This is a genomic window from Hoeflea sp. Naph1 (assembly GCF_046837775.1).
In the GTDB taxonomy this organism is placed as follows: Bacteria; Pseudomonadota; Alphaproteobacteria; order Rhizobiales; family Rhizobiaceae; genus Hoeflea.
Window position 1 is genome coordinate 334,878 of sequence record NZ_CP177286.1, and the last position, 25,910, is coordinate 360,787.

General features: G+C 61.3%; 25 protein-coding genes. 1 reads left to right on the forward strand and 24 read right to left on the reverse strand.

The features are described from left to right. Position 1 precedes the first annotated feature (1 nt). The 15 genes from lpdA to ACK6D9_RS01650 all read right to left on the reverse strand — a co-directional run bounded on the left by lpdA (position 2) and on the right by ACK6D9_RS01650 (position 16,189). Positions 2-1,444 carry a dihydrolipoyl dehydrogenase gene (lpdA, locus tag ACK6D9_RS01580; protein WP_412050390.1) on the reverse strand — a complete coding sequence of 481 codons (1,443 nt, stop codon included), beginning with the start codon at positions 1,442-1,444 and terminating at the stop codon, positions 2-4. A 107-nt stretch (positions 1,445-1,551) separates the two neighbouring features. Continuing rightward, complete coding sequence (locus ACK6D9_RS01585) at positions 1,552-2,073, reverse strand: hypothetical protein (protein ID WP_412050391.1); 522 nt, start codon at positions 2,071-2,073, stop codon at positions 1,552-1,554. A 12-nt stretch (positions 2,074-2,085) separates the two neighbouring features. Then, positions 2,086-3,300 carry a 2-oxoglutarate dehydrogenase complex dihydrolipoyllysine-residue succinyltransferase gene (gene odhB / locus ACK6D9_RS01590; protein ID WP_412050392.1) on the reverse strand — a complete coding sequence of 405 codons (1,215 nt, stop codon included), beginning with the start codon at positions 3,298-3,300 and terminating at the stop codon, positions 2,086-2,088. A 57-nt stretch (positions 3,301-3,357) separates the two neighbouring features. Beyond that, positions 3,358-6,348 (reverse strand): 2-oxoglutarate dehydrogenase E1 component, encoded by a 2,991-nt coding sequence (locus ACK6D9_RS01595; protein ID WP_412050393.1) that lies wholly within the window; start codon positions 6,346-6,348, stop codon positions 3,358-3,360. A 65-nt stretch (positions 6,349-6,413) separates the two neighbouring features. Continuing rightward, on the reverse strand, positions 6,414-6,824 hold the full coding sequence (locus tag ACK6D9_RS01600; RefSeq protein ID WP_412050394.1) for a nuclear transport factor 2 family protein: 411 nt from the start codon (positions 6,822-6,824) through the stop codon (positions 6,414-6,416). Positions 6,825-6,841: 17 nt separating this feature from the next. Continuing rightward, entirely contained in the window at positions 6,842-7,744 is a 903-nt protein-coding gene (gene sucD / locus ACK6D9_RS01605) for a succinate--CoA ligase subunit alpha (RefSeq protein ID WP_412050395.1), read from the reverse strand. Positions 7,745-7,747: 3 nt separating this feature from the next. Then, the gene (gene sucC, locus ACK6D9_RS01610; RefSeq protein ID WP_412050396.1) at positions 7,748-8,944 is read right to left on the reverse strand and encodes an ADP-forming succinate--CoA ligase subunit beta; all 1,197 of its coding nucleotides are present in this window, start codon (positions 8,942-8,944) and stop codon (positions 7,748-7,750) included. 36 nt (positions 8,945-8,980) lie between these two features. Next, positions 8,981-9,943 (reverse strand): malate dehydrogenase, encoded by a 963-nt coding sequence (gene mdh / locus ACK6D9_RS01615; protein WP_322988006.1) that lies wholly within the window; start codon positions 9,941-9,943, stop codon positions 8,981-8,983. A gap of 154 nt (positions 9,944-10,097) precedes the next feature. Next, positions 10,098-11,279: a cell division protein ZapE gene (gene zapE, locus ACK6D9_RS01620; protein WP_412050397.1), complete on the reverse strand. Its 1,182-nt coding sequence runs from the start codon at positions 11,277-11,279 to the stop codon at positions 10,098-10,100. A gap of 39 nt (positions 11,280-11,318) precedes the next feature. Further along, complete coding sequence (locus tag ACK6D9_RS01625) at positions 11,319-11,840, reverse strand: protease inhibitor Inh/omp19 family protein (protein ID WP_322988004.1); 522 nt, start codon at positions 11,838-11,840, stop codon at positions 11,319-11,321. Positions 11,841-12,005: 165 nt separating this feature from the next. After that, positions 12,006-12,449 (reverse strand): VOC family protein, encoded by a 444-nt coding sequence (locus ACK6D9_RS01630; RefSeq protein ID WP_412050398.1) that lies wholly within the window; start codon positions 12,447-12,449, stop codon positions 12,006-12,008. A gap of 94 nt (positions 12,450-12,543) precedes the next feature. Next, positions 12,544-13,146, reverse strand: coding sequence for a peptide-methionine (S)-S-oxide reductase MsrA (gene msrA, locus ACK6D9_RS01635; RefSeq protein ID WP_412050399.1), 603 nt, complete (start codon positions 13,144-13,146; stop codon positions 12,544-12,546). Between the two features lie 81 nt (positions 13,147-13,227). Next, a complete protein-coding gene (locus ACK6D9_RS01640) occupies positions 13,228-13,569 on the reverse strand; it encodes a carboxymuconolactone decarboxylase family protein (protein WP_322988001.1) in 342 nt (113 codons plus the stop codon). A 92-nt stretch (positions 13,570-13,661) separates the two neighbouring features. Next, a complete protein-coding gene (locus tag ACK6D9_RS01645) occupies positions 13,662-14,999 on the reverse strand; it encodes an MFS transporter (protein ID WP_412050400.1) in 1,338 nt (445 codons plus the stop codon). A gap of 119 nt (positions 15,000-15,118) precedes the next feature. Then, positions 15,119-16,189 (reverse strand): SDR family oxidoreductase, encoded by a 1,071-nt coding sequence (locus tag ACK6D9_RS01650; RefSeq protein WP_412050401.1) that lies wholly within the window; start codon positions 16,187-16,189, stop codon positions 15,119-15,121. Positions 16,190-16,575: 386 nt separating this feature from the next. On the opposite strand from ACK6D9_RS01650, the gene ACK6D9_RS01655 reads away from it, so the two are divergent. Next, positions 16,576-17,721 (forward strand): trans-sulfuration enzyme family protein, encoded by a 1,146-nt coding sequence (locus ACK6D9_RS01655; protein ID WP_412050402.1) that lies wholly within the window; start codon positions 16,576-16,578, stop codon positions 17,719-17,721. Positions 17,722-17,877: 156 nt separating this feature from the next. On the opposite strand, the gene ACK6D9_RS01660 is transcribed toward ACK6D9_RS01655, so the two are convergent. The 9 genes from ACK6D9_RS01660 to ACK6D9_RS01700 form a co-directional block, all read right to left on the reverse strand. Continuing rightward, the gene (locus ACK6D9_RS01660; RefSeq protein ID WP_412050403.1) at positions 17,878-18,657 is read right to left on the reverse strand and encodes a succinate dehydrogenase iron-sulfur subunit; all 780 of its coding nucleotides are present in this window, start codon (positions 18,655-18,657) and stop codon (positions 17,878-17,880) included. 12 nt (positions 18,658-18,669) lie between these two features. Continuing rightward, positions 18,670-20,505, reverse strand: coding sequence for a succinate dehydrogenase flavoprotein subunit (gene sdhA / locus ACK6D9_RS01665; protein WP_267654431.1), 1,836 nt, complete (start codon positions 20,503-20,505; stop codon positions 18,670-18,672). Positions 20,506-20,517: 12 nt separating this feature from the next. Then, entirely contained in the window at positions 20,518-20,898 is a 381-nt protein-coding gene (gene sdhD, locus ACK6D9_RS01670) for a succinate dehydrogenase, hydrophobic membrane anchor protein (protein WP_267654432.1), read from the reverse strand. A gap of 11 nt (positions 20,899-20,909) precedes the next feature. After that, positions 20,910-21,305, reverse strand: coding sequence for a succinate dehydrogenase, cytochrome b556 subunit (gene sdhC, locus ACK6D9_RS01675; protein ID WP_322990812.1), 396 nt, complete (start codon positions 21,303-21,305; stop codon positions 20,910-20,912). Positions 21,306-21,540: 235 nt separating this feature from the next. Then, positions 21,541-22,005, reverse strand: a complete 465-nt coding sequence (locus ACK6D9_RS01680) for a GNAT family N-acetyltransferase (RefSeq protein WP_322990811.1) — start codon at positions 22,003-22,005, stop codon at positions 21,541-21,543. 352 nt (positions 22,006-22,357) lie between these two features. Continuing rightward, positions 22,358-23,767, reverse strand: coding sequence for a 3-isopropylmalate dehydratase large subunit (gene leuC, locus ACK6D9_RS01685; RefSeq protein ID WP_322990417.1), 1,410 nt, complete (start codon positions 23,765-23,767; stop codon positions 22,358-22,360). 284 nt (positions 23,768-24,051) lie between these two features. Continuing rightward, positions 24,052-24,321, reverse strand: a complete 270-nt coding sequence (locus ACK6D9_RS01690) for a hypothetical protein (protein WP_412050404.1) — start codon at positions 24,319-24,321, stop codon at positions 24,052-24,054. A gap of 212 nt (positions 24,322-24,533) precedes the next feature. Then, positions 24,534-24,809: a hypothetical protein gene (locus ACK6D9_RS01695; protein WP_412050405.1), complete on the reverse strand. Its 276-nt coding sequence runs from the start codon at positions 24,807-24,809 to the stop codon at positions 24,534-24,536. Positions 24,810-24,960: 151 nt separating this feature from the next. Beyond that, positions 24,961-25,773: a hypothetical protein gene (locus tag ACK6D9_RS01700; RefSeq protein ID WP_412050406.1), complete on the reverse strand. Its 813-nt coding sequence runs from the start codon at positions 25,771-25,773 to the stop codon at positions 24,961-24,963. Positions 25,774-25,910: the final 137 nt, after the last annotated feature.

Sequence of the window (25,910 nt, forward strand, 5' to 3'; positions counted from 1 at the left end):
ATTACAGATGTATTGGCTTGAAGAAGGTGGCGAGTGCAGCTTCCTTGACCGCTTCCGACATGGTCGGGTGGGCGTGGCAGGTGCGGCCGAGATCCTCGGATGAGCCGCCAAATTCCATCAACACCGCAGCCTCGTGGATCATCTCCCCAGCGCCTAAGCCGACGATGTGGACGCCCAGCACGCGGTCGGTCTCGGCATCGGCCAACACCTTGACGAAACCGTCGGTGGCCAGCATTGCCCGCGCCCGCCCATTGGCCGAGAACGGAAACTTGCCGGTCTTGTATTTGACACCCTCGGCCTTGAGTTCTTCCTCGGTCTTGCCGACCGCGGCCACTTCTGGCTGGGTATAGACCACCCCCGGGATGACGCCATAATTCACATGACCGGCCTGACCGGCCATGATCTCGGCCAGCGCCACGCCTTCGTCCTCGGCCTTGTGGGCGAGCATAGGCCCGACGATCACGTCGCCGATGGCGTACACGCCGGTCACATTGGTCTGGTAGTGCGCATCAGTGCGCACCCGTCCGCGCTCATCAAGCACAACGCCGGCGCTCTCGAGCCCTAGCCCTTCGGTATAGGGCTTGCGGCCGGTAGCGATCAGCACCACATCGGCGTCAATCGTCTCGGTATCGCCGCCCTTGACCGGCTCGAACGAAACCTTGGCGCCCTTGCCGGATTTTTCCACACCAGTCACCTTGGCGCCGAGCTTGAAGCTCATGCCCTGCTTGGCGAGAATACGCTGAAATTGCTTGGCAACGTCGCGATCCATGCCGCCGAGCAACGTGTCGAGATATTCGATCACCGTCACCTTGGCCCCGAGCCGCGCCCATACCGAGCCCATTTCCAGCCCGATGACGCCGCCGCCAACAACGATGAGATGCTCAGGCACCTTGTCCAGCGCAATCGCACCGGTGGATGAAACGATGGTCTTCTCGTCGATGTCGACCTTGACGCCGGGAATGCCGGCGACATCGGAGCCAGTGGCAATGACAATGTTCTTGCCTTCGAGCTCCTGCGACTTGCCATCTTCGCCGGTCACCGAAACCTTGCCTACGCCCAGCAGCTTGCCGGTGCCAATGAAACTGTCGATCTTGTTCTTCTTGAACAGGTAGGCGACACCATCGACGTTGGATTTGACCGTCGCATCCTTGTGCGCCATCATCTTTTCGAGATTGAGCTTCGGTGCCTCAAGCTCGACACCCAGTGCATCCATGCCGTGCCCCGCATGCTGGAACATCTCCGAGGCATGCAGCAGCGCCTTTGACGGAATGCAGCCGATGTTCAGGCAGGTGCCACCGAACGTCGCGCGCTTTTCCACCACGGCCACCTTGAGACCGAGCTGTGCTGCCTTGATGGCGCAAACATAACCGCCAGGCCCGGAACCGATGATGATGACGTCGTAACTCATGGTCTTTTCCTTTTGATCGAAACCGGGCTCGCGCAAAGAGCCCTCATATTCACCTTGACGGGCTCGCGCCGCGCCGCATCACCTTGACCGGGATTATGGAAGCAAGCGTGCGTTCAATCCACCCCCGCCCGGCATGCATCACCCTATTCCTGACAGCCCGAGAGACGATAGACGTCGCCCGGCAGCTGCATAATCCGTTGTTCCCGCCAGGCCTTCGACTGCATCACCGCGGCGGAAAAATCCGGCAGCAGCAGGCTCGCCGCCGCTTGCCCGTCGCCCGACAGTGCCAGCCATCCAGCCCCGCCGCTCTCGTCGAGGGCGTAGATCGGTCCCTGCCACACCGTGCAGGCATCGATCTCGGCGCCGGTCGCGTCACCTTGCGGGCACTCATGCAAAATGATGCCCCAAGGCCGGTCCGGCTCGCCCGCCATCATCACCACGCCTTCCATCACCACGCCGCTGCCGGCAAAACTAATGGCAAAGCGATGGCGCATGCCGTCGGCCTCGCCCAGCGGCCCGGAGAAGGCAATCTCCGCGCCCGTATCGGCTGCACTGTACACCGCCAGTGCCTGCGGACAGGCAGCTTGCGCCGCCACGGTCGCCGCGCTGCTGAGAGCGGCGACCACCAGCATGAAAACCGGCTGGCAGGTGCGCCTCGCCGCCATCAGATCGACCTCCTAAAGGTCGAGCACCAGCCGTTCTGGATCTTCCAGGCTGTCCTTGACCCGCACCAGGAAGGTCACAGCGTCCTTGCCGTCGACAATCCGGTGGTCATAGGAAAGCGCCAGATACATCATCGGCCGGATCACAACCTGGCCGCCCACAGCCATCGGCCGTTCCTGGATCTTGTGCATGCCCAGGATACCCGACTGCGGCGAATTCAGGATCGGCGAGGACATCAGCGAGCCGTAGACGCCACCATTGGAAATGGTGAACGTGCCGCCCTGCATGTCGGCCATCGACAATTCGCCATCGCGTGCAGCGCGGCCCAGACGGCCGATTTCCTTCTCGACTTCGGCAATGCTCATCTGGTCGGCGTCGCGCACCACCGGAACCACCAGGCCCTTGTCGGTGCCGACAGCAACGCCGACATGGCAGTAGTTCTTGTAGATCAGATCGGTGCCGTCGATCTCGGCATTGACTGCCGGGATTTCCTTCAGCGCATGGGTCACAGCCTTGGTGAAGAAGCCCATGAAGCCGAGCTTGACGCCGTGCTTCTTCTCGAACAATTCCTTGTACTTCTTGCGCATCTCCATCACCGCGCTCATGTCCACCTCGTTATAGGTGGTCAGCATCGCGGCGGTGTTCTGTGCTTCCTTGAGACGCCGGGCGATGGTCTGGCGCAGACGCGTCATCTTCACCCGCTCCTCGCGCGGCGCATCATCAGCAGACGAAGTCGAGCGCGGTGCGGCAGCGACGGGAGCAGCCGCAGAGCCCTTGCCGATGGCGTCCAGCACATCGCCCTTGAGCACCTGGCCGCGCTTGCCCGAACCGGCAACATCGCCGGCGTCGATCTTGTTCTCGGCCATCAATTTCTGCGCTGATGGTGCCGCCGGCATATCGGTATCAGATTTGCTGGCCGCCGCCGGAGCCGCAGCCTTGGCGGCCGGAGCTTCGGCTTTTGCTTCAGCCTTGGCTGGTGCGGCGGCAACGTCGCCTTCGGTAATGTTGGCCAGCAGACCATTGACCTCGACCGTTTCGCCATCCTTGGCGACAATCTCGGTCAGGGTGCCGGAAACCGGTGAGGGGACTTCGATGGAGACCTTATCGGTTTCCAGTTCCACCAGCGACTCGTCGACCTTGACGGTATCGCCCACCTTCTTCAACCAGGTGCCGATGGTCGCTTCGCTGACGGATTCGCCAAGGGTCGGGACGCGGACTTCAGTAGCCATGATGATTTTTCCGTTCTTTCTCAATCAGACAGATCGCAAGCGGGCGGCGCTGGCGGGTTAATCGCCAAGCGCATCCTCAAGGAAGGCTTCGAGCTGCGCAAGGTGGCGCGACATCAAACCTGTCGCGGTTGACGCGGAGGCGGGGCGGCCGGTGTAGCGCACACGCTGGAACTTGGCGTCGATATGCGCCAGCACCCACTCCAGATAGGGATCGATGAACGACCAGGCCCCCATGTTCTTGGGTTCCTCCTGGCACCACACCATCTCGGCATTGCGGAAGCGCGACAACTCGTTGATCAACGCCTTGGCCGGGAACGGATAAAGCTGTTCCAGCCGGAGCAGGTAGATATCGTTGACGCCGCGCTTTTCGCGCTCTTCATAGAGGTCGAAATAGACCTTGCCCGAGCACATCACCACACGGCGGATCTTGTTGTCCTTGACCAGCTTGATCGGCTCGTTCTTGAGCACCTCGGCATCATCCCACAGCAGCCTGTGGAAAGAGCTGTCGCCGGCCATTTCCCCCAGCGTCGACACCGCCCGCTTGTGACGCAGCAGCGATTTCGGCGTCATCATGATCAGCGGCTTGCGGAAATCACGCTTCATCTGACGCCTGAGGATATGGAAATAGTTCGCCGGCGTGGTGCAATTGGCGACTTGCATGTTGTCTTCCGCGCACATCTGCAGGAAACGCTCGAGACGTGCCGAGGAATGTTCCGGCCCCTGACCTTCATAGCCATGCGGCAGAAGGCAGACGAGGCCGCACATGCGTAACCATTTGCGTTCGCCCGACGAGATGAACTGGTCAAACAGCACCTGGGCGCCGTTGGCGAAATCGCCGAACTGGGCTTCCCAAAGCGTCAGTGCATTTGGCCGTGCCAGCGAATAGCCATACTCAAACCCGAGCACCGCCTCTTCCGACAGCATCGAGTTGATCACCTCGTAGCGCGCCTGGTTCGGGGCGATGTTGGCGAGCGGAATGTAGCGTTCCTCGGTTTCCTGATCATAGAGCACCGAATGCCGCTGGCTGAAGGTGCCGCGCTCCACATCCTGGCCGGAAAACCGGATCTTGGTGCCTTCGGCGACCAGTGACCCGAAGGCCAGCGCCTCGGCAAACGCCCAGTCGATACCCTCGCCGGTCTCCACCATCTTGGCGCGGTGGTCCATGAACCGCTGGATGGTGCGGTGAGCCTTGAAGCCCTCCGGCACTTCCGACAGCTTCTTGCCTATCTCGCGCAATTGCTTGAGCGGCATCGCCGTCTTGCCGCGGCGCTGCTCATCCTGATTGTCGGCAGCACGCAAGCCGGTCCATTGTCCGTCAAGCCAGTCGGCCTTGTTGGGCTTGTAGCTCTGGCCGATGTCGAATTCGGTTTCCAGATTGGCGCGCCAGTCGGCCTTCATCTTTTCGAATTCGCCTTCGGTGATCACGCCTTCCTCGATCAGCCGGCGCGAATACAATGTCACCACCGTCTCATGACTGCGGATCTTCTTGTACATGGTTGGCTGCGTGAACGCCGGCTCGTCGCCCTCATTATGGCCGAAGCGGCGATAGCAGAACATGTCGATGACCACCGGCTTGTGGAAGGTCATGCGGAATTCGGTGGCCACCTTGGCTGCATAGACAACGGCTTCCGGATCATCGCCATTGACGTGGAAGATCGGCGCCTCGATCATCTTGGCGACATCCGACGGATAGGGCGACGAACGCGAGAATGCCGGATTGGTGGTAAAGCCGATCTGGTTGTTGATGATGAAATGCACTGTACCGGCAACACGGTGGCCACGCAGGCCCGACAGGCCCAGCACTTCGGCAACCACACCCTGGCCGGCAAACGCCGCATCACCATGCAACAACAGCGGCATCACCTTGACTCGTTCGCTCAGCGGAATGATGTCGCCGTCAAACACGGTTGCCAGCAGATCCTGCTTGGCGCGGGCCTTGCCCATCACCACCGGGTTGACGATTTCCAGGTGCGAAGGGTTGGCGGTCAGCGACAGGTGCACCTTGTTGTTATCGAACTCACGGTCCGATGATGCGCCCAGATGGTACTTGACGTCGCCCGAACCCTCGACCTCGTCGGGCTTGAACGAGCCGCCCTTGAATTCATGAAACACTGCCCGGTGCGGCTTGCCCATCACCTGGGTCAGCACATTGAGCCGGCCGCGGTGGGCCATGCCAAAGACGATCTCCTTGAGCCCCATATTGCCGCCGCGCTTGATGATCTGCTCCAGAGCCGGGATCAGCGATTCACCGCCATCCAGGCCGAATCGCTTGGTGCCCTTGTACTTGACGTCGATGAACTGCTCGAAACCTTCCGACTCGATCAGCTTCTGCAGGATCGCCTTCTTGCCCATGTCGGTGAATTCGACGCCCTTGTCCGGACCCTCGATGCGCTCCTGGATCCAGGATTTTTCTTCCGGATTGGAAATGTGCATGAACTCGACACCGAGCGTCGAGCAATAGGTGCGCTTGAGGATGTCGAGCATCGCGGGGATGGTGGCATATTCGAGCCCGAGCACGTGATCGATGAAGATCTTGCGGTCGTAATCGGCTTCGGTGAAGCCATAGGCCTCCGGCGAAAGCTCATTGTAATCATTGTCCGGCTGCTGGGCGATTCCGAGCGGATCGAGCTGGGCGTGCAGATGTCCGCGCATGCGGTAGGCCCGGATCATCATGATGGCGCGGACCGAATCCCGCGTTGCCTGCAGCACATCGCCGGTATCGGCAGCCTGTCCGGAGGTTTTCGCCTTCTCCTTGAGCTTGTCGCCGACAACCTTTTCGATTGCGCCCCAATTGCCGTCCAGCGCTGAAACCAGATCGCCATTGGCCTGAATCGGCCAGTTGGGCTGCTTCCACGAAGCGCCGGCAGCAGCCTTGCGGACCTGATCGGGATCGTCCTTCAATTCGGCAAAGAAGCCCTGCCATTCCGCCGACAGGCTGCCCGGGTCATCCTGGTAGCGGGCGTACATCTCCTCGATGTAGTGGGCGTTGCCGCCGTAGAGAAACGAAGTCTGCGCCATGATGTCATTGGCTTCGTCGTTGCGTGCCATGGATCTCACCTTTATCCCGAGCCGTTTCGGCCCTTCCCTAGACTTTTCGCAGGAACATGGCGGCTTTACGCCGCCAGCTTGCCCAATCCGAGGCCCAGCGCTGCTGTGTCGCTGTAGACCTGATACCGTGCGATCTTGCCGTCGCGTAGCGTGAACATGTTGACAGTTTCTGTGTGCACCTTGCGTCCGTTCGCCTTGACCGTCCACTCGCCCTTGAGCACCGTGATCACGGTGTCGCCGGCCACATGGATTGCAAGCGGTTCGACCGCGTCGATCACCAGGTGATCGCCCACGGTCGCAAGGAAGGTTTCGAACCGCTCGAAGCCGATCCAGTCTCCGGCCCAGGGCAATAGCCCATCTGGCGCCGGATAATGGACTTCGATATCGTCGGAAACGACGCCGCGCAGGGCCTGACTGTCGCCCGCTTTCAGCGCAGCGTAGTAGCGGTCCAGCGTTTCACGCACGGCGTCGCTCATCGTTACCGTCCTTGATTTCAGCCCTTGAGGACTTCGACCAGTGTCTTGCCAAGACGTGCAGGCGAGGGAGAGACGCGGATGCCCGCTGCTTCCATCGCCTTGATCTTGTCGTCAGCGCCGCCCTTGCCGCCCGAAATCACGGCGCCGGCATGGCCCATGGTACGTCCGGGAGGTGCGGTGCGACCGGCGATGAAGCCTGCCATTGGCTTGCTTCGGCCCTTCTTGGCCTGCTCGATCAGCCACTCGGCCGCATCTTCTTCTGCCGAACCGCCGATTTCACCGATCATGATGATCGATTCGGTTTCCGGATCGTCGAGATAGAGATCGAGAATGTCGATGAACTCGGTGCCCTTGACCGGGTCGCCGCCGATGCCGACTGCGCTGGACTGGCCAAGACCTTCATTGGTGGTCTGGAACACAGCCTCATAGGTCAACGTGCCCGAGCGCGACAGGATACCCACCGAGCCCTTCTTGAAGATGTTGCCCGGCATGATGCCGATCTTGCACTCGTCCGGCGTCATGACGCCGGGGCAGTTGGGCCCGATCAGCCGTGACTTCGACTTGTCGAGGATCGCCTTGGCGCGGATCATGTCTTGCACCGGAATACCTTCGGTGATGCAGACGATCAGTTCGATCTCGGCATTGATGGCTTCGATGATCGCGTCCGCGGCACCGGCCGGCGGCACGTAAATCACGGAAGCATTGGCGCCGGTTTCGGCCTTGCCTTCAGCAACGGAAGCGAAGATCGGCAGCTTCTGGCCGCCGGAACCTTCCCAGGTCGAGCCACCCTTTTTCGGGTGAATGCCGCCGACCATCTGCGTGCCGTGATAGGCCAGCGCCTGTTCGGTGTGGAAGGTACCGGTCTTGCCGGTCAGGCCCTGAACCAGAACCTTGGTGTTCTTGTCGATCAAAATGGACATGGATCAGGCCCCCTTCACGGCGTTGACGATTTTCTGCGCCGCATCATCGAGATCGTCAGCCGCGATCACGTCGAGGCCGCTTTCATTGATGATTTTCTTGCCGAGCGCCACGTTGGTGCCTTCGAGGCGAACCACCAGCGGAACCTTGAGGCCGACTTCCTTGACTGCCGCAACCACGCCTTCGGCAATGACGTCACATTTCATGATGCCGCCGAAGATGTTGACCAGAATGCCTTTGACGGCCGGGTCAGCGGTGATGATCTTGAATGCCGCGGTGACCTTTTCGGTCGTCGCGCCGCCGCCAACGTCGAGGAAGTTGGCAGGCTCCTGACCATACAGCTTGATGATGTCCATCGTTGCCATGGCAAGGCCTGCGCCATTGACCATGCAGCCAATGTTGCCGTCGAGAGCGACATAGGCGAGATCATATTTCGACGCTTCGATTTCCTTCTCGTCCTCTTCGGACAAGTCACGCAGCTCGAGAATATCGGGATGACGGAACAGCGCGTTGTTGTCGAACGACACCTTGGCGTCGAGTACGCGCAGACGGCCATCTTTCATGACGATCAGCGGATTGACTTCCAGCAGCGCCATGTCCTTTTCGACAAACGCCTTGTAGAGGATCGGGAACAGCTTCTCGCCGTCCTTGGCCGCGTCACCGGAAAGCTTCAGCGCGCTGTTGAGCTTGGCGATGTCGGCTGCCGTGACACCGGTCTGCGGGTCGATGGCGACAGTGATGATCTTCTCGGGTGTTTCTTCGGCGACTGCTTCGATGTCCATACCGCCTTCGGTGGAGACCACGAAGGCATTGCGGCCGACCGTGCGGTCGACCAGGATCGAGAGATACAATTCGCGCTCGATGTCGGCACCGTCTTCGATGTAGAGACGGTTGACCACCTTGCCGGCGGGGCCGGTCTGTTTGGTCTCCAGCGTGTTGCCGAGCATTTCAGCCGCATGCGCCTTGGCTTCGTCGATCGAGAAAGCCAACCGTACGCCGCCCTTGGCGTCCGGTCCGAGTTCCTTGAACTTGCCCTTGCCGCGTCCGCCGGCGTGGATCTGGCTCTTGACGACGTAGAGCGGACCCGGCAGCGATTTCGCCGCCGCTTCGGCCTCGTCAGCCTTGAAAATAGCGACCCCTTCGGCCACCGGTGCACCAAAACCCTTCAAGAGGGCTTTGGCCTGGTATTCATGGATGTTCATGGGAACTCCTAGATTGAGTGGGCGGCGATGCCGCCTTTACTTCAGGTTCGGGGCAATGGCGATGCAGGCTTCGCAAAGCCCGGCAACAGCGGCCACCGAACTGTCGAAGGCCTTCTGTTCGGTCTTGTTGAGTTCGATCTCGATGACGCGCTCGATGCCGCCTTCACCGATCACGCAGGGCACGCCGACATACATGTCCTTGACGCCATACTGGCCCGACAGATGGGCGGCGCAGGGCAGCACCCGCTTCTTGTCCTTGAGATAGGATTCGGCCATCAGGATCGCCGAGGAGGCCGGCGCATAATAGGCCGAACCGGTCTTCAGGAGCTTGACGATCTCGGCGCCGCCATCGCGGGTGCGCTGGATGATCTCTTCGAGCTTTTCCTTGGTGGTCCAGCCCATCTTGATCAGATCCGGCAGCGGAATGCCGGCGACGGTCGAGTAGCGCGCCAGGGGAACCATGCTGTCACCATGACCGCCAAGCACGAAGGCAGTGACGTCTTCAACCGAGACGTTGAATTCTTCGGCCAGGAAATGCTGGAAGCGGCCCGAATCGAGCACGCCGGCCATGCCGACGACCTTGTTCTTGGGAAGGCCCGAGAATTTCTGCAGTGCCCAGACCATCGCGTCGAGCGGGTTGGTGATGCAGATGACGAAGGCGTTGGGGGCGTATTTCTTGATGCCCGCGCCAACCTGTTCCATCACTTTCAGGTTGATGCCCAGCAGATCGTCGCGGCTCATGCCCGGCTTGCGAGCGACACCGGCGGTGACGATACAAACATCGGCGCCTTCAATTGCGGAGTAGTCATTGGCGCCGGACATGCGCGCATCAAAACCTTCGACCGGAGCCGACTGGGCGATGTCGAGCGCCTTGCCTTGCGGCGTGCCTTCGGCAATGTCGAACAGGACGACGTCGCCCAATTCCTTCAAACCGGCAAGATGGGCGAGCGTGCCGCCAATCATTCCCGAACCAATCAATGCAATCTTGTTGCGCGCCATTTCGAAAGCCTCCGCGAGTAAATGTCATGCAGAACCCGGCATTCACCTGGCCCCGATTTCGGGTTCCGAATAGCCGCTATCCCGGAAACTGGCAACTCAAACTTTTGCCATCAGCGTTTTCAATCGGTTAGGTTTTGATTGTTTTACGTAAACGTCAAAATTTTGCGGCCCGACCATGCACCTTCGGCGTTTCCGCAGCACGGCTTGCCTCAAGATAGGTGGTGCTCTGCATTTCATTCAGACGTGAAGCGGTGCGGGCAAATTCGAAGGTCTCGGTGCCGCTCGAGGCTGCATATAGCGCCTCCGGTTCGGCTGCCGCCGAGATGAACAACCGCGACTTGCGGTCATACAGCGTGTCTATCAGGGTGATGAAGCGCTTGGCCGCATTGCGATTGGCCTTCTGCATCACCGGCACCCGGTCGACGAACACGGTATGGTAGCGCGAAGCGATCGCCGCATAGTCCGCAGCCCCCAACGGCGCCTCGCACAGGTCGTGGAAGCTGAACCGCGCCGCACCGGCGCCGGCCGCAGGCACCGCCACTTCGCGGCCCCTGACCATGAGCGATTCCGCCACGGTCTGCTTTCCCGCCGTCACCCGGGTCCAGGCCAGATCCATCGCGGCATCGCCTTCGCCATCGGCCATCTGGTGGTAGACCGGCAGCCGGGTGGTGGTTTCCATGCGGTAGTCGGTGCGGGCATCGAGATTGATGACCTCGACATTTTCTTTGAGCAAGTCGATGAAAGGCAGGAACAATTGCCGGTTGAGGCCTTCGCGATAAAGCTGGATCGGTTCGACATTCGAAGTCGCCACCAGCACGCAGCCGCGCTTGAACAATTGCTCGAACAGCCGCGACAGCAACATCGCATCGGCAATGTCGGTAACCGAGAATTCGTCGAAACACAAAACCCAGGCCTCGGCGACCAGTTGATTGGCCACCGGCACCACTGGGTCGGCTTCCTTGGTCTCGCCGTTCTTGAGCTTTTGCCGGTGCGCGTGAATCCGAGCATGGGCGTCGGCCATGAAATCATGGAAATGCGCCCGGCGCTTGCGCTGGGCCGGCACCAGCTCAAAGAACATGTCCATCAACATGGTCTTGCCGCGCCCGACTGCACCGTGAATATAAAGCCCCCGCGGCGCGTCGACGGCAGCTGACTTGCGCGCAAACATCCAGCCAAGCGCGCTGGATTTTTTGGCCAGCCGCCGGTTGGAGACTTCCAGCAACAATCGGTCCAGGCTCGCCGCAAGCTTGGCCTGCGCCGGATCGGTCGAAATCTCGCCGCTGGCCACACGCGCGGCGTAGGCCGCGGCGACAGTTTCATTATCTTTCCAGGGCATTGATCAGGACCTGTCTACCGGCACCGCGACCGAAATTGGTTAGCGCGACAGCGAGATCGGTTGGCCCGACGACGTCGACCCGTCATACCGCTCGTTGGCTGACTGATACAGACGTGCAACCTGGTTGCCGCCCGAATCAGACAGGATCACCTGCTTGCCCTGCACGTCCCAGGCGGTGATCGCCGCAGCATCGCCGACACAACCGCGCGAGGCAGCGCGATAGCCACCGGTCCATTTGGTCAGCGACAGGAACACATCGCAACTGGTACCGCTGGTACCAGCCGACCAGCGGCCAATCAGTGATTCACGCGTGAGTTCAGGCGCATTGGCTGCCGCCACTTCCGGCGCGACGGTGGATTCCGGCGTCGTTGGTGCGGCAGGAAATTCATTCTGCGCGGGCATCGTCGGCGGCAACAACTGGCCCGACTGCACGCCGCCCACCGGCGCCGGCGTCAGCGGAGCGGGCCGGGGCTGGGTGCTGAGGTTGCCGAACGATGTTCGTTGGCATCCGCTCAGAACGGCGGCAACAGCGACCGTGACCAGCAAAATGTGCATCTTCATAGGTAAGCTCCAGTTGCGCGAAACAAGCGCTTCGCCATTCGTCCCATCAACCAGCATAAAATGTCGATAGCAAGGAAATTGCAAGGTAAACCGCTCCACAGGCCCTTTTCGCCCAGGGAAATTACCACATTTATGCGCTGAACACACTGCGCCAGACGGGTCGGCTCAGTTCCTCACCGGCATTCCCGGCACCCAGACATAGCCCTCGGGATCGACGATATGGCACTCGCGCAGGCCATGCGGCTTGTCGATACTGCCGGCCAGAACCGTGTCATCACGGCCCCGCGCCCGTGCTTCGGTCTTGTCGGGATCGAGCCCGTAAACACGGATTTCCACCCCGGCACCGCGGGTCTGCGCACCGGCAACGATGCCCGACATCGGATGATCCGCGTAGGCATGATCGGCATGCAGCATGAACACCGAGCCGCACAATTCGACAGCCGCAAAATCCTCGTCGCTGTCGAGGATCATCGCGCCCAGGCAATCGCGGCAGAAAGCCAGTTCCGCAGCCATGTCCCTGACCAGCAGGTTGACGCCGACCCCGCGCGGCAGGTTACGGCCGAATTCCTCGGCCGGCATCCACGGCTGCTTGCTGCGCTTCGTCGCCATATCGGTCTCCGTTCCCGTTCAAACGTTCACATCAGCTGTGCGCAACCGGTCAGGATAAGTCAATCCGGCATGTTCGCGCGCGCGGTCCACCCGGCTACTTGTCGAGGCCCAGCATCGCTTCGTCACCCCACAGCGATTTGACCTGTTCGTCGCGGCCACAGGCTCGGCGGTAGTAATTATAGCGCACCGAACTCTTGGTGTAGAAATCCTGGTGGTATTCCTCTGCCGGCCAAAAGGTGGCGGGCGGGGCGATTTCGGTCACTACCTTTTTTCCCAGCATCTGCTCGGCTTCCGCCTTGGCAGCCTCGGCCAGCGCTGCCTGCTCGTCATTGAGCGTGTAGACTGCCGTGGTGTAGCTGTGGCCGCGATCGCAGAACTGACCACCGTCATCGGTAGGGTTGACGGTGCGGAAGAAGGTCTTGAGCAGCGCCGCGTAGCTGACCACCGCCGGATCGTATTTGATCTGCACGGCCTCGCGGTCGCCACTGGCGACATGGCTCTCGTAGGTGGGATTGTCCTGGGTGCCGCCGATATAACCGGAGATGGTTTCTTGCACACCCTTGACGTGATCGAAGTCCGATTCAACGCACCAGAAACAGCCACCGGCGAATATTGCCACGCCGGTCTCCTCGGCGAGGGCTGACGAAGCGGACAGGCTGGCGGCAAACAGGACGGCGGAAAGCAGAATTTTGCGCATGGTGATCTCCCGTATCAACACGGCAACATAGTCCACCCTTGGCCCCTGACAACTCACGCCTCCGCACTTTGCTGTGAAAGCTCAGCCCAGCGCGTCGTAGACGTTGAGCGCTTCGGCACCGTAAATCATCGACGGTCCGCCGCCCATATAGACGGCAACGCCGATGGTCTCGATGATCTCTTCGCGGCTGGCGCCGTAATTGCGCGCCGCCTTGGCATGGAAGGCGAGGCACCCGTCACAGCGCGCAGTGATGCCGATGGCCAGCGCGATCAGTTCCTTGGTCTTGGAATCGAGCACACCCGGCGCAATTGCCGCCTGCGCCAGATGGCCAAACCCCTTGGCCTGCTCAGGCATGGCCTTGCGCAATTCGGCCATGCGATGATTGGTCTGGTCGATAAAGGTATTCCAGTCAGCTTCCGCCATGGTAACGCTCCTTCGGCTGTTCTCAACGCCACAGATAGCAGCATGCCGGCACCCGCGACTTGATCGGCGTCAAACCGCGCGCTGCGGGCGGTTCAGCCGTGGGTCGGCCAGGCCCGGTGCTCGTCATCAATGACAAAGGCGTGGCGATGCCGCGCACCGGCCGCGGGATGGGCGCGCAAATGCGGATGATCGGGCGCGAGATCGGCATGTTCATGCTCGAGCACCGCGTGATCGTCGGCAGGCCAGACGGCCCTGGCCATCAGCACCCCGGCAAGCGCCATCAGTCCCAAGAGCGCCATCGCCACCGGCAAGCCGAAGCGCAGCCCGACCCAGCCGGCCACCGGATAGGCAAGCAGCCAGCAGGCATGTGACAGCGTGAATTGCGCGGTAAACAGTGCCGGCCGGTCCTCGGCATGGGCGGAAATCCGCAACAGCCTTCCCGACGGCGTCAGAATGGCCGAATAGAACACCCCGCTGAGCCCCCAGGCCAACAGGAACCCGACCCAGCCAAGCAGGCCATCGCCGAGCAGATAGGCCGCATGCGACAGGGTCAGCAGTGCCAGCAGCGCGCCCGCGACCATCATCACGCTGCGGTCGGCAACCGCTTCGAGCAGGCGCGGCAACACCAGCGCCGAAACCATCGATCCCGCTCCGAAGGCTGCCAGTGCAATGGCCACTTCGGTGTCGCCCACACCATAGCCGGAGCGCACCATCACCACCGTGTTGACCAGCACGAAGGCGCCGGCGCTGGCGGCGGTGAGATTGAGCGCCAGCAAGCCCCTCAGCCGTGGCGTCGCCAGATAGATCCGCACACCCCGCGTCAGCCGGTCGACAAATGGCCGGGAAATTGGCTGTGCGCGAGCCTGCGGAATGACCGCCGAATAAACCAGCAGTGCCGAACCGACAAAGCCTAGAACAGTGCCGGAAAACAGCCAGTGATAGCCCATGACCAGAAGCAGCAGGCCGGCCAGCGCCGGACTCAGCAGGTTTTCCAGATCATAGGCCAACCGCGACAATGACAGCGCCCGCGTGTAATCGCGCTCGTCCTCGAGAATATCGGGAATGGTGGCCTGGAACGCCGGCGTGAAGGTGGCCGATGCCGCCTGCAGCACGAAGATCAGTACATAGATCTGCCAGGTCTGATCAACGAACGGCAACATCAGCGCCACCCCGGCGCGCAACAGGTCGGCGCCGATCAGAACCTGCTTGCGTGGCCAGCGTTCGACAAGGGCGCTGGCGATCGGCGCGAGGCCGACATAGGCAATCATCTTGATCGCAAACGCGGTACCGAGCACAGCCCCGGCGCGGTCGCCGGCAAGATCGAAGGCCAGCAGCCCCAGCGCCACGGTCAGCAGCCCAGTGCCAACCAGCGCGATCACCTGGGCCGAAAACAGCCTTGCATAGACGGGATGTCTGAGAACCTCGATCATTCAGCAAGCCTACAGCATCCGCCTGCGGGGCCACCAGATGATTTGATGGCTCGCACGATTTTCGCTCACAAATCCCACCCCTCGGCATGCAGGGATTGCGACGCTGGTGGCCAGAGCTTCTAGGTCTTCTTGACCGCGCCGGTATCGATCATCTGCTGGAACATGTCGATGCCGGCCTGGCTGACCGGGCCATAGTCGAGCCCCAACTCCCGCCGGGATTTGGAATTGTCCGCCTTCCAGGGATAGCCCATGTTCCTGGCGATCATGCCGCGGCTCAACGATTCGCTGATGAATGGACCAACCAGCCAGAGCAACCATTTCGGCAATTCGCGTTTCGGAAACGGCCATTGAGGCCCGAAATGAGCGCGCAGCATCTCGCCAAATCCGATGAACGACACGGTTTCCGCCGAGGTGATGAAGCGGCCTTCGGCCCGGTCGACAAAGCCCGCGCGCATATGCGCCTCGGCAACATCCCGGACATCGACCATGCCAATTTCCAAGGGCGGCGCACCGGCTTTCAGCGTGCCGTCGCCGTACTGGCGCATCAGATTGTGGGTTTCCGAGGTCGAGGTACCCGACAGCGACGGGCCAATCACCAGTGACGGGTTGATGGTCACCAGCCGCCAGCGATCCTGCGCCCGGGCAATTTCCCAGGCAGCTTTTTCGGCTTCCACCTTGGAGTAGGAATAGGACTGGTGATCCAGCGAGGAGGACGTGTTCCAGTCGGCTTCGGTCAGCACACCACCGGGCGAACGGGCGAGATCAACATTGTCGCCATAGATCGCCGCGCAGGAACTCGTCACCACCACCCGGCCAACGCTCGGCGTCCGGTTGGCGGTCTCAAGCACGTTGCGAGTACCCTTGACGGCAGGATCGACCAGATCGCGCTGCGGATCCTCGAACTTGCTGGTGAACGGCGAGGCCGTGTGAAACACCACCTGGCAGCCTTCCATCGCCTCCGCGTAACTGCCGTCATCAAGCAAGTCGGCGGCAAAATAACGGATCGAGCCCGGCAACTCGTCGGCAAGCTGTGTCAGATGCGCAGTCTTCTCGGTGCGCGACGGATCACGCACCGCCGCATGCACGACAAAGCCCTCTTCCAAAAGCCGCTTGACCAGCCAGCCGGCAACAAAGCCGGTAGCGCCGGTAACAAGCACGGGGCGGTCGGTGGAATAGTTCGGCACGGGCATGGGCAATCGCTTTCACAGGATGAATTCAGGAAACCGGCACAAGGTGGCCGGTTGACCGACGCAGCAGGTCGGCAGAAGCTTGATCTCTGCCACCCATGTGTCGCGCGTCAGGCCAAAGACAAGGCCGCGTGCCGGCTTGTCCCGGTTCAGGCCGGTCGGGATGACCGCAGAACGTAAAACCGCGCCAGTTCGCGCGCCAGCAATGCCCCCGAGCGCGTCGAGAACTTGCAGCTTCTGGCAGGTCTCGTCGAGGCCGTAAATTGCAGAGCCCTTATTGGTCAGCTCCCAGCCCGGTTGAATTTGCCGTCCGGACTGCTAGAGAGATTTCAACGGACGCCCATGCGTCCACGGCAACTGGCGCCGAGGCCAGGCAAAGGCAGCGGCGCATGACCCTTCCCAACGACCTCAAGCCCTCCACCATTGCTGCCCAGGCTGGCGGCGCCATTGACCGGCAGAGCGGTGGCGTGGTGCCGCCGCTGCAGCCCTCAACCACCTTTTTGCGTGACGAGGACTACCAGCTGGTCAATCCCGACAATATTTATCTGCGCGACAATTCCGACATCGTCCGCATCACGGAAAATGTACTGGCGCGGCTGGAGAACGCCGAAGAGACACTTCTGTTTCCTTCCGGCATGGCGGCGATCGCAGCGCTTTTCCGGACAACATCGACCGGCGCCAGCGTCGTCGCCCAGTCGGGCATCTACTGGGGCACGACCAAGTGGCTGAGGGATTTCTGCAGCCGCCGCCAGATCGCCCTGCACGAGGTCGACGCCGCCGACCCGAAAGCTCTGGATGAGGCCTGCGCCGCCCACGCTCCCTATCTGGTGTTCATCGAGACGCCGTCCAATCCCTGGCTCAAGACCGTCGACATTGCCCATGCGGCCACCTGCGCCCACCGCGTCGGCGCGCTGCTGGCGGTTGATTCCACCGCCGCCACGCCGGTGCTGCAAAAGCCGCTGGAGCTCGGCGCCGACATCGTCATGCATTCGGCCACCAAGGCGATCAACGGCCATTCCGATGTGCTCGCCGGCGTGCTTGCGACTTCGGCGCCGGCCGCCAAGGTCTGGACCGAGATCAAGGCCGACCGCCACGACGCCGGCGCCGTGATCGGGCCGTTCGAAGCCTGGCTGCTGTTGCGCGGCATCCGCACCTTGCCGCTTAGGGTCAAACAGATGTGCCGGTCGACCCAGGCCATCGCCGAGTATCTCAGCGCCCACCCCAAGGTCACGGATGTCTATTATCCCGGCCTCGCCAGCCATCCGGGCCACGCGATTGCCACAACCCAGATGCAGGGCGGCTATGGCTCGCTGTTCTCGTTCCTGGTCAAGGGCGGCGGACCTGAGGCGCTGGCCGTGGTGGGCCGGCTCAAGCTGTTTCACCGCGCCACCTCACTCGGCGGGGTGGAAAGCCTGGTCGAGCACCGCCACACCATCGAGCCCCACACCGGCATCCCCGAAAGCCTGATCCGCGCCTCCGTCGGCATCGAGGACACCGACGACTTAATTGCCGATCTCGACCAGGCGCTGGGGTGAAGGTCAGGCACGGATTGCTTTTCTGACCCGCGGACATCGAAACTCCGGATAGAACTGAAAAGAATACCGTCCCCTTGTTCCTCGCACAGAAACGAAAAAGGCCACCCGCGAAGGTGGCCTTTTCGATTTCAGATATATGTGTATTGGCTCGCCGGACTAGATCCGGCGCTCGACCATCATCTTCTTGATCTCGGCAATCGCCTTGGCAGGGTTGAGACCCTTGGGGCAAGTTTGCGCGCAGTTCATGATGGTATGGCAGCGATAGAGCCGGAACGGATCCTCGAGCGCATCGAGCCGCTCGCCGGTGGCTTCATCGCGTGAATCGATCAGCCAGCGATAGGCCTGCAGCAATGCTGCCGGGCCGAGATAGCGATCGCCGTTCCACCAGTAACTCGGACACGAAGTCGAGCAGCAGGCGCACAGGATGCACTCGTAGAGACCATCGAGCTTGGCCCGGTCCTCGTGGCTTTGCTTCCACTCCTTGGCCGGCGTCGGCGACACGGTCTTCAACCATGGTTCGATCGCCCGGTGCTGGGCGTAGAAATTGGTCAGGTCCGGCACCAGATCCTTGACCACCGGCAGATGCGGCAGCGGGTAGATCTTGACCGGGCCGTCGATCTCGTCGAGCCCCTTGGTGCAGGCCAGCGTGTTGGTGCCGTCAATGTTCATGGCGCAGGAACCACAGATGCCCTCGCGGCAGGAGCGTCTGAGCGTCAGCGTCGCGTCGATCTTGCTCTTGATCCACAACAGCCCGTCGAGCACCATTGGCCCGCAATCATCCATATCGATATGGAAGGTGTCGATATGCGGGTTTTCGGCATCATCGGGCGACCAGCGGTAGACGCGGAACTCGCGGGTGTTTTTGGCACCCTCAGGCTTCGGCCAGACCTTGCCCTTTTTGACCTGCGCGTTTTTCGGGAGTGTAAGTTCAACCATGATCCCAGGTCCTCAATATACGCGCGCTTTGGGCGCGATCTTGGCAATGTCGATGCCCTCGGCGATCAGCTCGGTATGCACCGGCCGATAATCGAGCGTGACCTTGCCCTTTTCATCCAGCCACGCCAGCGTGTGCTTGCGCCAGTTCTCGTCGTCACGACCGCCATAGGGCCCGTCGACATAGTCCTCGCGGGCATGGCTGCCGCGGCTTTCCTTGCGGGCCTCGGCGCCGTGCACGGTGGTGATCGCGCAGGCCATCAGGTTTTCCAGTTCCAATGTTTCCATCAGATCGGAATTCCAGATCATCGAACGGTCGGTGACATGAACGTCGGCCAGTTCGCCCCAGATCGCGGTAATCCGCTCACAGCCCTGTTCCAGGGTTACCTGGGTGCGGAACACCGCAGCGTCTTCCTGCATGGCGCGCTGCATCTTTTCACGCAGCACCGCTGTCGGCGCAGAGCCGTTGGCGTGCCTGAGCCGGTCGAAGCGGGTCATGATCTTTTCGAACGAGGCTTCGTTGATCGCCGGAATCGCCGACTTGCGATCGATCACCTCACCGGCGCGGATTGCCGCGGCGCGGCCGAACACGACCAGGTCGATCAGCGAGTTGGAGCCGAGCCGGTTGGCGCCGTGCACCGAGGCGCAGGCCGCCTCGCCGACTGCCATCAGCCCAGGCGCCACCGCGTCCGGATCGTCCTTGGTCGGGTTGAGCACTTCACCCCAGTAATTGGTGGGAATGCCGCCCATGTTGTAGTGCACCGTCGGCAGCACCGGGATCGGCTCGCGGGTCACATCGACGCCGGCAAAGATCTTGGCGCTTTCCGAAATCCCCGGAAGCCGCTCGTTGAGCACCGCCGGATCGAGATGATCGAGATGCAGGAAGATGTGATCCTTGGCCTTGCCGACGCCGCGGCCTTCCCGGATCTCGATGGTCATGCAGCGCGAGACGACGTCGCGCGAAGCCAGATCCTTGGCCGATGGCGCATAGCGTTCCATGAAACGCTCGCCCTCGGAGTTGACCAGATAGCCGCCTTCGCCGCGAGCGCCTTCGGTGATCAGGCAGCCAGCGCCATAGATCCCGGTCGGGTGGAACTGCACGAACTCCATATCCTGCAGCGGCAACCCTGCCCGGGCGATCATGCCATTACCGTCGCCGGTGCAGGTATGGGCGCTTGTGGCCGAGAAGAAGGCGCGACCGTAACCGCCGGTCGCCAGAACCACCATCTTGGCGGAAAACCGGTGAATGGTGCCGTCGTCGAGGTTCCAGGCCACCACGCCGGTGCAGCGGCCATCCTCGTCCATCAACAGATCGAGCGCGAAATACTCGATGAAGAATTCGGCGTTGTGCTTGACCGCCTGGCCATAGAGCGTGTGCAGGATGGCATGACCGGTGCGGTCGGCCGCAGCACAAGTGCGCTGCACCGGAGGGCCTTCGCCGTAATTCTGCATGTGGCCACCAAACGGGCGCTGGTAGATGCGGCCATCTTCGGTGCGCGAGAACGGCACGCCGTAATGCTCGAGCTCATAGACCGCTTTCGGCGCTTCCATGGTCAGATACTGCATGGCGTCGACATCGCCGAGCCAGTCCGAGCCCTTGACGGTGTCGTACATGTGCCACTGCCAGCTGTCTGGCGTCATGTTGGTCAGCGAGGCGGCGATACCGCCCTGGGCTGCAACCGTGTGCGAGCGGGTAGGAAACACCTTGGTGATGCAGGCGGTGCGGAAGCCCTGTTCGGCCATGCCGAGCGTTGCGCGCAGACCGGCACCGCCGGCACCAACCACGACCACGTCGTAGGAATGATCAACAATCGAATAGTCGCGTCCGCCAATGTTGACGCTGGACGTCATTACCATGGTCTATCAGCCTCCGAAGCCGAGTTTGAGCACTGCGAAAAGCGACACGGCGCCAACAGCGATCGTAAAAAACGTATTGAGGATCAAAAGCACGACCTTGGTGCCCTCGCCATGAACGTAATCCTCGATGATCACCTGCATGCCAAGCCGCATGTGGGCCAGGCCGGAAATCACGACCAGCCCCATCAGCACCGCCACGAACGGATTGCCGAGCGCGCCGACAACCACGGCATGCGGCTCACCATTATAGAGGATGAGAAACAGGATGAAGAAGCAAAGCAGCGGAACATTGGCGATTGCCGTCAGCCGCTGCCGCCAGAAATGCTCGGTGCCGTCCTTGGCCGAACCCAGACCGCGAACCTTGGAGAGTGGTGTACGCATTGTCATATCAGTCTCTCTCAAAACCGGGTTGCATAGCCGGCGATCCAGATCAGGACCGTCAGGATGATGGAACCGGCGAGCGTCGCCCAGGCCAGTTTGGTCGAGGTCTTGGTGTCAAACCCGCGCCCGGTGTCCCAGACGAAATGGCGGATGCCGCCGAGCATGTGGTGCACCAGCGCCCAGGTATAGCCAAACAGCACCAGCCGCCCGATGATGGAGCCGAACAGACCGTTGACCCAGTCGAAATAGGTCTCCCCCGACGCCGCGGCGATCAGCCACCAGGCAACCAGAATGGTGCCGGCATAGAGTGCCATGCCGGTGATCCGGTGGACGATGGACATCACCATGGTCGGGATTGGCTTGTAAATTGTCAGGTGCGGCGATATCGGCCGATTCTGTGTTGCGTTGGTCATGTTGACCTGGTCCTTCTTTCGCTTCGGGAGCGCGCCACCGGGGAGGGTCCGCGAAGCGGAAGCGATGGCCATTTTTTGCTTTTAGTGCCTAATCATCACCGCGTCAAAGCCCGGTTCGCCTTTCCGGACAAGCCTTTGGTCGCAACCCGAAGGCAGGCGCCGCCGTCAGGTGCGCTTTAATCGGTTCAAATAGGCAGGATTGCCACATTGGCTGGTGTACGGCGCCCGACAGGCTTCAACCTGTTTGATCGAAACGCATTTCCCAGCTGGAAAAATCTGCCGTGGTGGCGATCTTTTCATACAGCTTGCGGCCATCTTCGGGCTGCCTTGGTGCGTTGAGCACGATTCGCGACCAGCCCCGGGCGTCGCTTTCTTCCGCCAGCATGTCGATCATCGCCTGGGCAATACCCTGGTTGCGGTGCAGGTGGCTGACATAGAGATGATCGACCTGGCCGGCGCGCATGCCGCTCACCGGGTCGGGCAGATCGTAAAAGATCGCAAAGCCGACCAGTTCACCGTCCAGCCGCGCCCCGAAAATCTGGGCAACCCGGTCCTGCAGCAGCGTCTCTGCATAATAATCATCCGGTCGCCGCGGCGCACCGCGCTTGAGCGACTGCACATAGGCCGCAAGCAGCGGCGCGAAATGATGCGCATCGCTGAGATGCAAAAGCGAAATGTCGATCTTGTCTGGCGTGTTCATGACCGCCATGTTTCGGCCAAAGCCCGGCCCCGGTCAAGCCTCTCGAAGGTCGAACACCGACAATTAATCAGGCACCGAAACCGCCACCGTCTCAAGGTTGGCAAACGACGACCGGCGCAAGCAGACGACTTCCGCGCCACCTGCCGTCCGCAATGGCCGCCGACCTCCGCTCAAGGGGTTAGGTGGGCAGTGTGTCAGATTGTTGGCGAATCGCGTGAGATTGCATGCCACGACAGAACACCCACCTCCTCGTTGACGGGAGATGGGAGAACGAGGCCTGAGCGGCAAGCTGATCCGAATGGGGGCGCTGCTGCCGGGCGATCGGATCACCCGCCTGGCAGCACCCGCAGTCTTATTTCCAGTCGCGAATATCGACGAAATGGCCGGCAATGGCTGCTGCCGCCGCCATCGTCGGCGAGACCAGGTGGGTGCGGCCCTTGAAGCCTTGGCGACCCTCGAAATTGCGGTTCGAGGTCGAGGCGCAGCGCTCCTCCGGCTTCAGCCGGTCGTCATTCATCGCCAGGCACATCGAACAGCCCGGCTCGCGCCAGTCAAAGCCCGCCGCCTTGAAGATCACGTCGAGACCCTCTTCCTCGGCCTGCGCCTTGACCAGTCCGGACCCCGGCACGATCATCGCATCAACATTCGGATTGACGGTCTTGCCTTCAACCACCTTGGCTGCGGCGCGAAGGTCCTCGATCCGGCCATTGGTGCACGAGCCGATGAACACCCGGTCAATCGAAATATCGGTGATCTTGGTGCCGGGCTTGAGGCCCATGTAATCCAGCGCCCGCCATTTCGAGGTGCGCTTGGCTTCGTCCTTGATATCGTCGGGATTTGGGACTTCACCGGTAACCGAGATCACGTCCTCGGGCGACGAGCCCCAGGAAACGATCGGCGGCAACGCTGCGGCGTCAAGCCGGACGATCTTGTCGAAATGCGCGCCTTCGTCGGTAACCAGCGATTTCCAATACTCGACCGCCATGTCCCAGGCCTTGCCCTTGGGGGCGCGGGGCCGGCCCTTGATATATTCAAAGGTCTTCTCGTCGGGCGCGATCAGGCCGGCGCGGGCGCCGCCTTCAATGGTCATGTTGCAGACCGTCATGCGGCCTTCCATCGACAGCGCGCGGATCGCTTCGCCGGCAAATTCGATGACATGGCCGGTGCCGCCGGCAGTGCCGATTTCACCGATGATGGCGAGGATGATGTCCTTGGCGGTGACGCCGTCGGGTAATTCGCCATTGACCTCGACCAGCATGTTCTTGGCTTTTTTCTGGATCAGCGTCTGGGTGGCGAGCACATGCTCGACTTCCGAGGTGCCGATGCCGTGCGCCAGCGCGCCGAAAGCGCCATGGGTCGAGGTGTGGCTGTCACCGCAGACGATGGTTGTACCGGGCAGCGTGAAGCCCTGCTCAGGGCCAACGATGTGAACGATGCCCTGGCGCTTGTCGTTCTCGTTGAAATATTCCACGCCGAATTCGGCGGCATTGTCGGCCAGCGCTTCGACCTGGATGCGGCTTTCCTCGTTCTTGATGCCCAGCGCCCGGTCCGGCGAGGTCGGCACGTTGTGGTCGACAACGGCCAGCGTCTTTTGCGGCGCGCGCACGGTACGGCCGGTGGTGCGCAGTCCCTCGAAGGCCTGCGGGCTGGTCACTTCATGCACGAGGTGGCGGTCGATATAGAGCAGGCAGGTGCCGTCACCGCGTTCGTCGGCAACGTGGTCATCCCAGATCTTGTCATAAATCGTGCGTGGTGCGGTCATGATGGTGGTCCGTTTGAAGGTGAGAAAGGCAAATATCGAGAAATGGCCGCATCGCGCGGCCGCAGGCGCGGAAAATCAGGCGCGGCGGCTGGTAAGCGCGCCGGTGGTGCATGCAAAAAACCTGGCCGGCAGACGCTTGTGGTCCTGCAGCACATAGATTTGAGGCGCCAGACATCCGAATTTCGATCCCATGGCCGCGCTCTTACCAGTTTTGCCATACCCGGGCAATTGTTTTGCGCGCCCGGCCACCTGCCTCACGCGCAAGCCGCCTTTTGGCGGATATGTCAGTTGCGCAGAAAATCAAACACACTGCGGTGCTGCGGCCGCTCCGGGATTTTGATGCGGCCTTCTTGGACATCGGCGCTGAAGCTACGCTGGGCCTGCGGGTCCGCAAACGCATAATCGGGATTGAGTTGCGGGGTCAGCAAACGGTCGTAAAGCCGGCCGGTGGTGATGGCGTCAAGACGTCCGCCGGATCGACTTTCGGCCTGCGCCGGAACCGCAGCCGTGACAGCCGCCATGCCAGCCAGCGCCAATGCAATCATTCTAACCATATCGATGTCCTTTCCAGAGCGCCGCACGGACGCTGCCCATATTTGTGCCCCGGCAAGTATCGGGGCGATGGGCTGGATGTGAACGCTGTGGCCGTAAACTTCAAAACACCTTGCTGTGAATTGCCCGATCCGTGAATCAACAGACCGCAAATTGCCAGACAGCACGGTGTCGGCTCGGACGCGCGCCGATGCTGACCGGTTGTTCGAAAATTCTACCGGCCGGAGTCGAGCTGCATCTGGAAATACTGCCGCTGCCGTTCGGGGATCCGCTCGACATTGACGCGGCCCTGACGCAGATCACGCAGGAACATCGCCTCGGCATTGGGCTGGAATTCAAAACTTGGATTCATCTTCGGCGACAGGATCGGATCATACAGCCGGCCACTCTGGATCGCATCAAGCCGGCGGCCCGTGCGGTAGGAATCCGCCGAGGCAAGCGTCGGCAGCACCAGCAATCCGGCGAGGGAAATCAGGATCGTGCGTTTCATCGGGCTTCCTTTCGGCAGATTTTGTGTGTTCCGCTAACATGGTATGTGGGATTGATCACCGGTTACGCCAAGGGTCTTTGTGTCAGGCTTTCAAACCGGCAGCTTAATCGTTGTGCCTGCGCCCGGGACCGAATAGCGGCTTGTTCCAAGTTCAGTCGGTGCCACTGGTCTTCTCGATGAAAACCAGCGCCCCGACGCGGCGGAGACGGCCCGATCCGTCAGCAACCAGCGCAAACACCAGAACCGCGAAGGCGATCAGATTGAGCACGGTGCCGAGCGAAATCACAAGATCCGGTCTTTGCCCATGCGCCGGAAGCCCCACAAAGATGACACCATCGGCAAGTGAAACCGGAAAATGCATCAGCGTTCGAACGGTGTCGATCTCGGAGATCGGAATGCCCAGATGCGGCGACAGTGACAACAGCAGATCCGAGCCGACCCAGAGACAGCTGATGATGTAGATCGCCCCGATCGGGATGCTGTCATAGAGCCGGGTGCGGGCAATCGATCCGGCAAAGCCCGGCAGATATTCGATCTGGAAACACAGCAGCCCTCCCAGCGCCAGCAGGGGTGCGAGCTCGAAAATGCTCCAGCGCGGGAAAAACAGCAATCCAGGCGCCAAATCTGCGCCCCAGATATTGCCGAGCAGGAACAGCGACGGCAGGTTTGGCAGCAGCAGGGCCAGCGGAAACAACGCCCAGAACCGCGATCCGACCGCCAAGCCGCGGCGATAGAAGCCGGCGATCCCGACACAGATTGCGGCAAGCAGCAAGGACGGTTTGAGCCAGGTGCCAAGCACCATCGCCATCGCTCCGCAGGGCCCACCGCTGACGCAGCCTCTGCCGGCGATCAATGGAACAGTGAACCACAGCACCTGTGCAAACAGGATTGTGCCCATGGCCAGCAGCCCGGCGAAGGCAAGAAACCACCCGATAAATTCCCGGGCGGTGAGTTTGATGGCCATCATTGCACTCTTGGGTTTGGGTCAGGGGCAACCTGCCCCGACCCGCCTAACAAACCCTAAGTCGTGAAGGACTTCTCCGGAAAACCCGTAATTTTCCGATCAACTATCGAGAATCACAGGCTAATCTGACAGTTTTT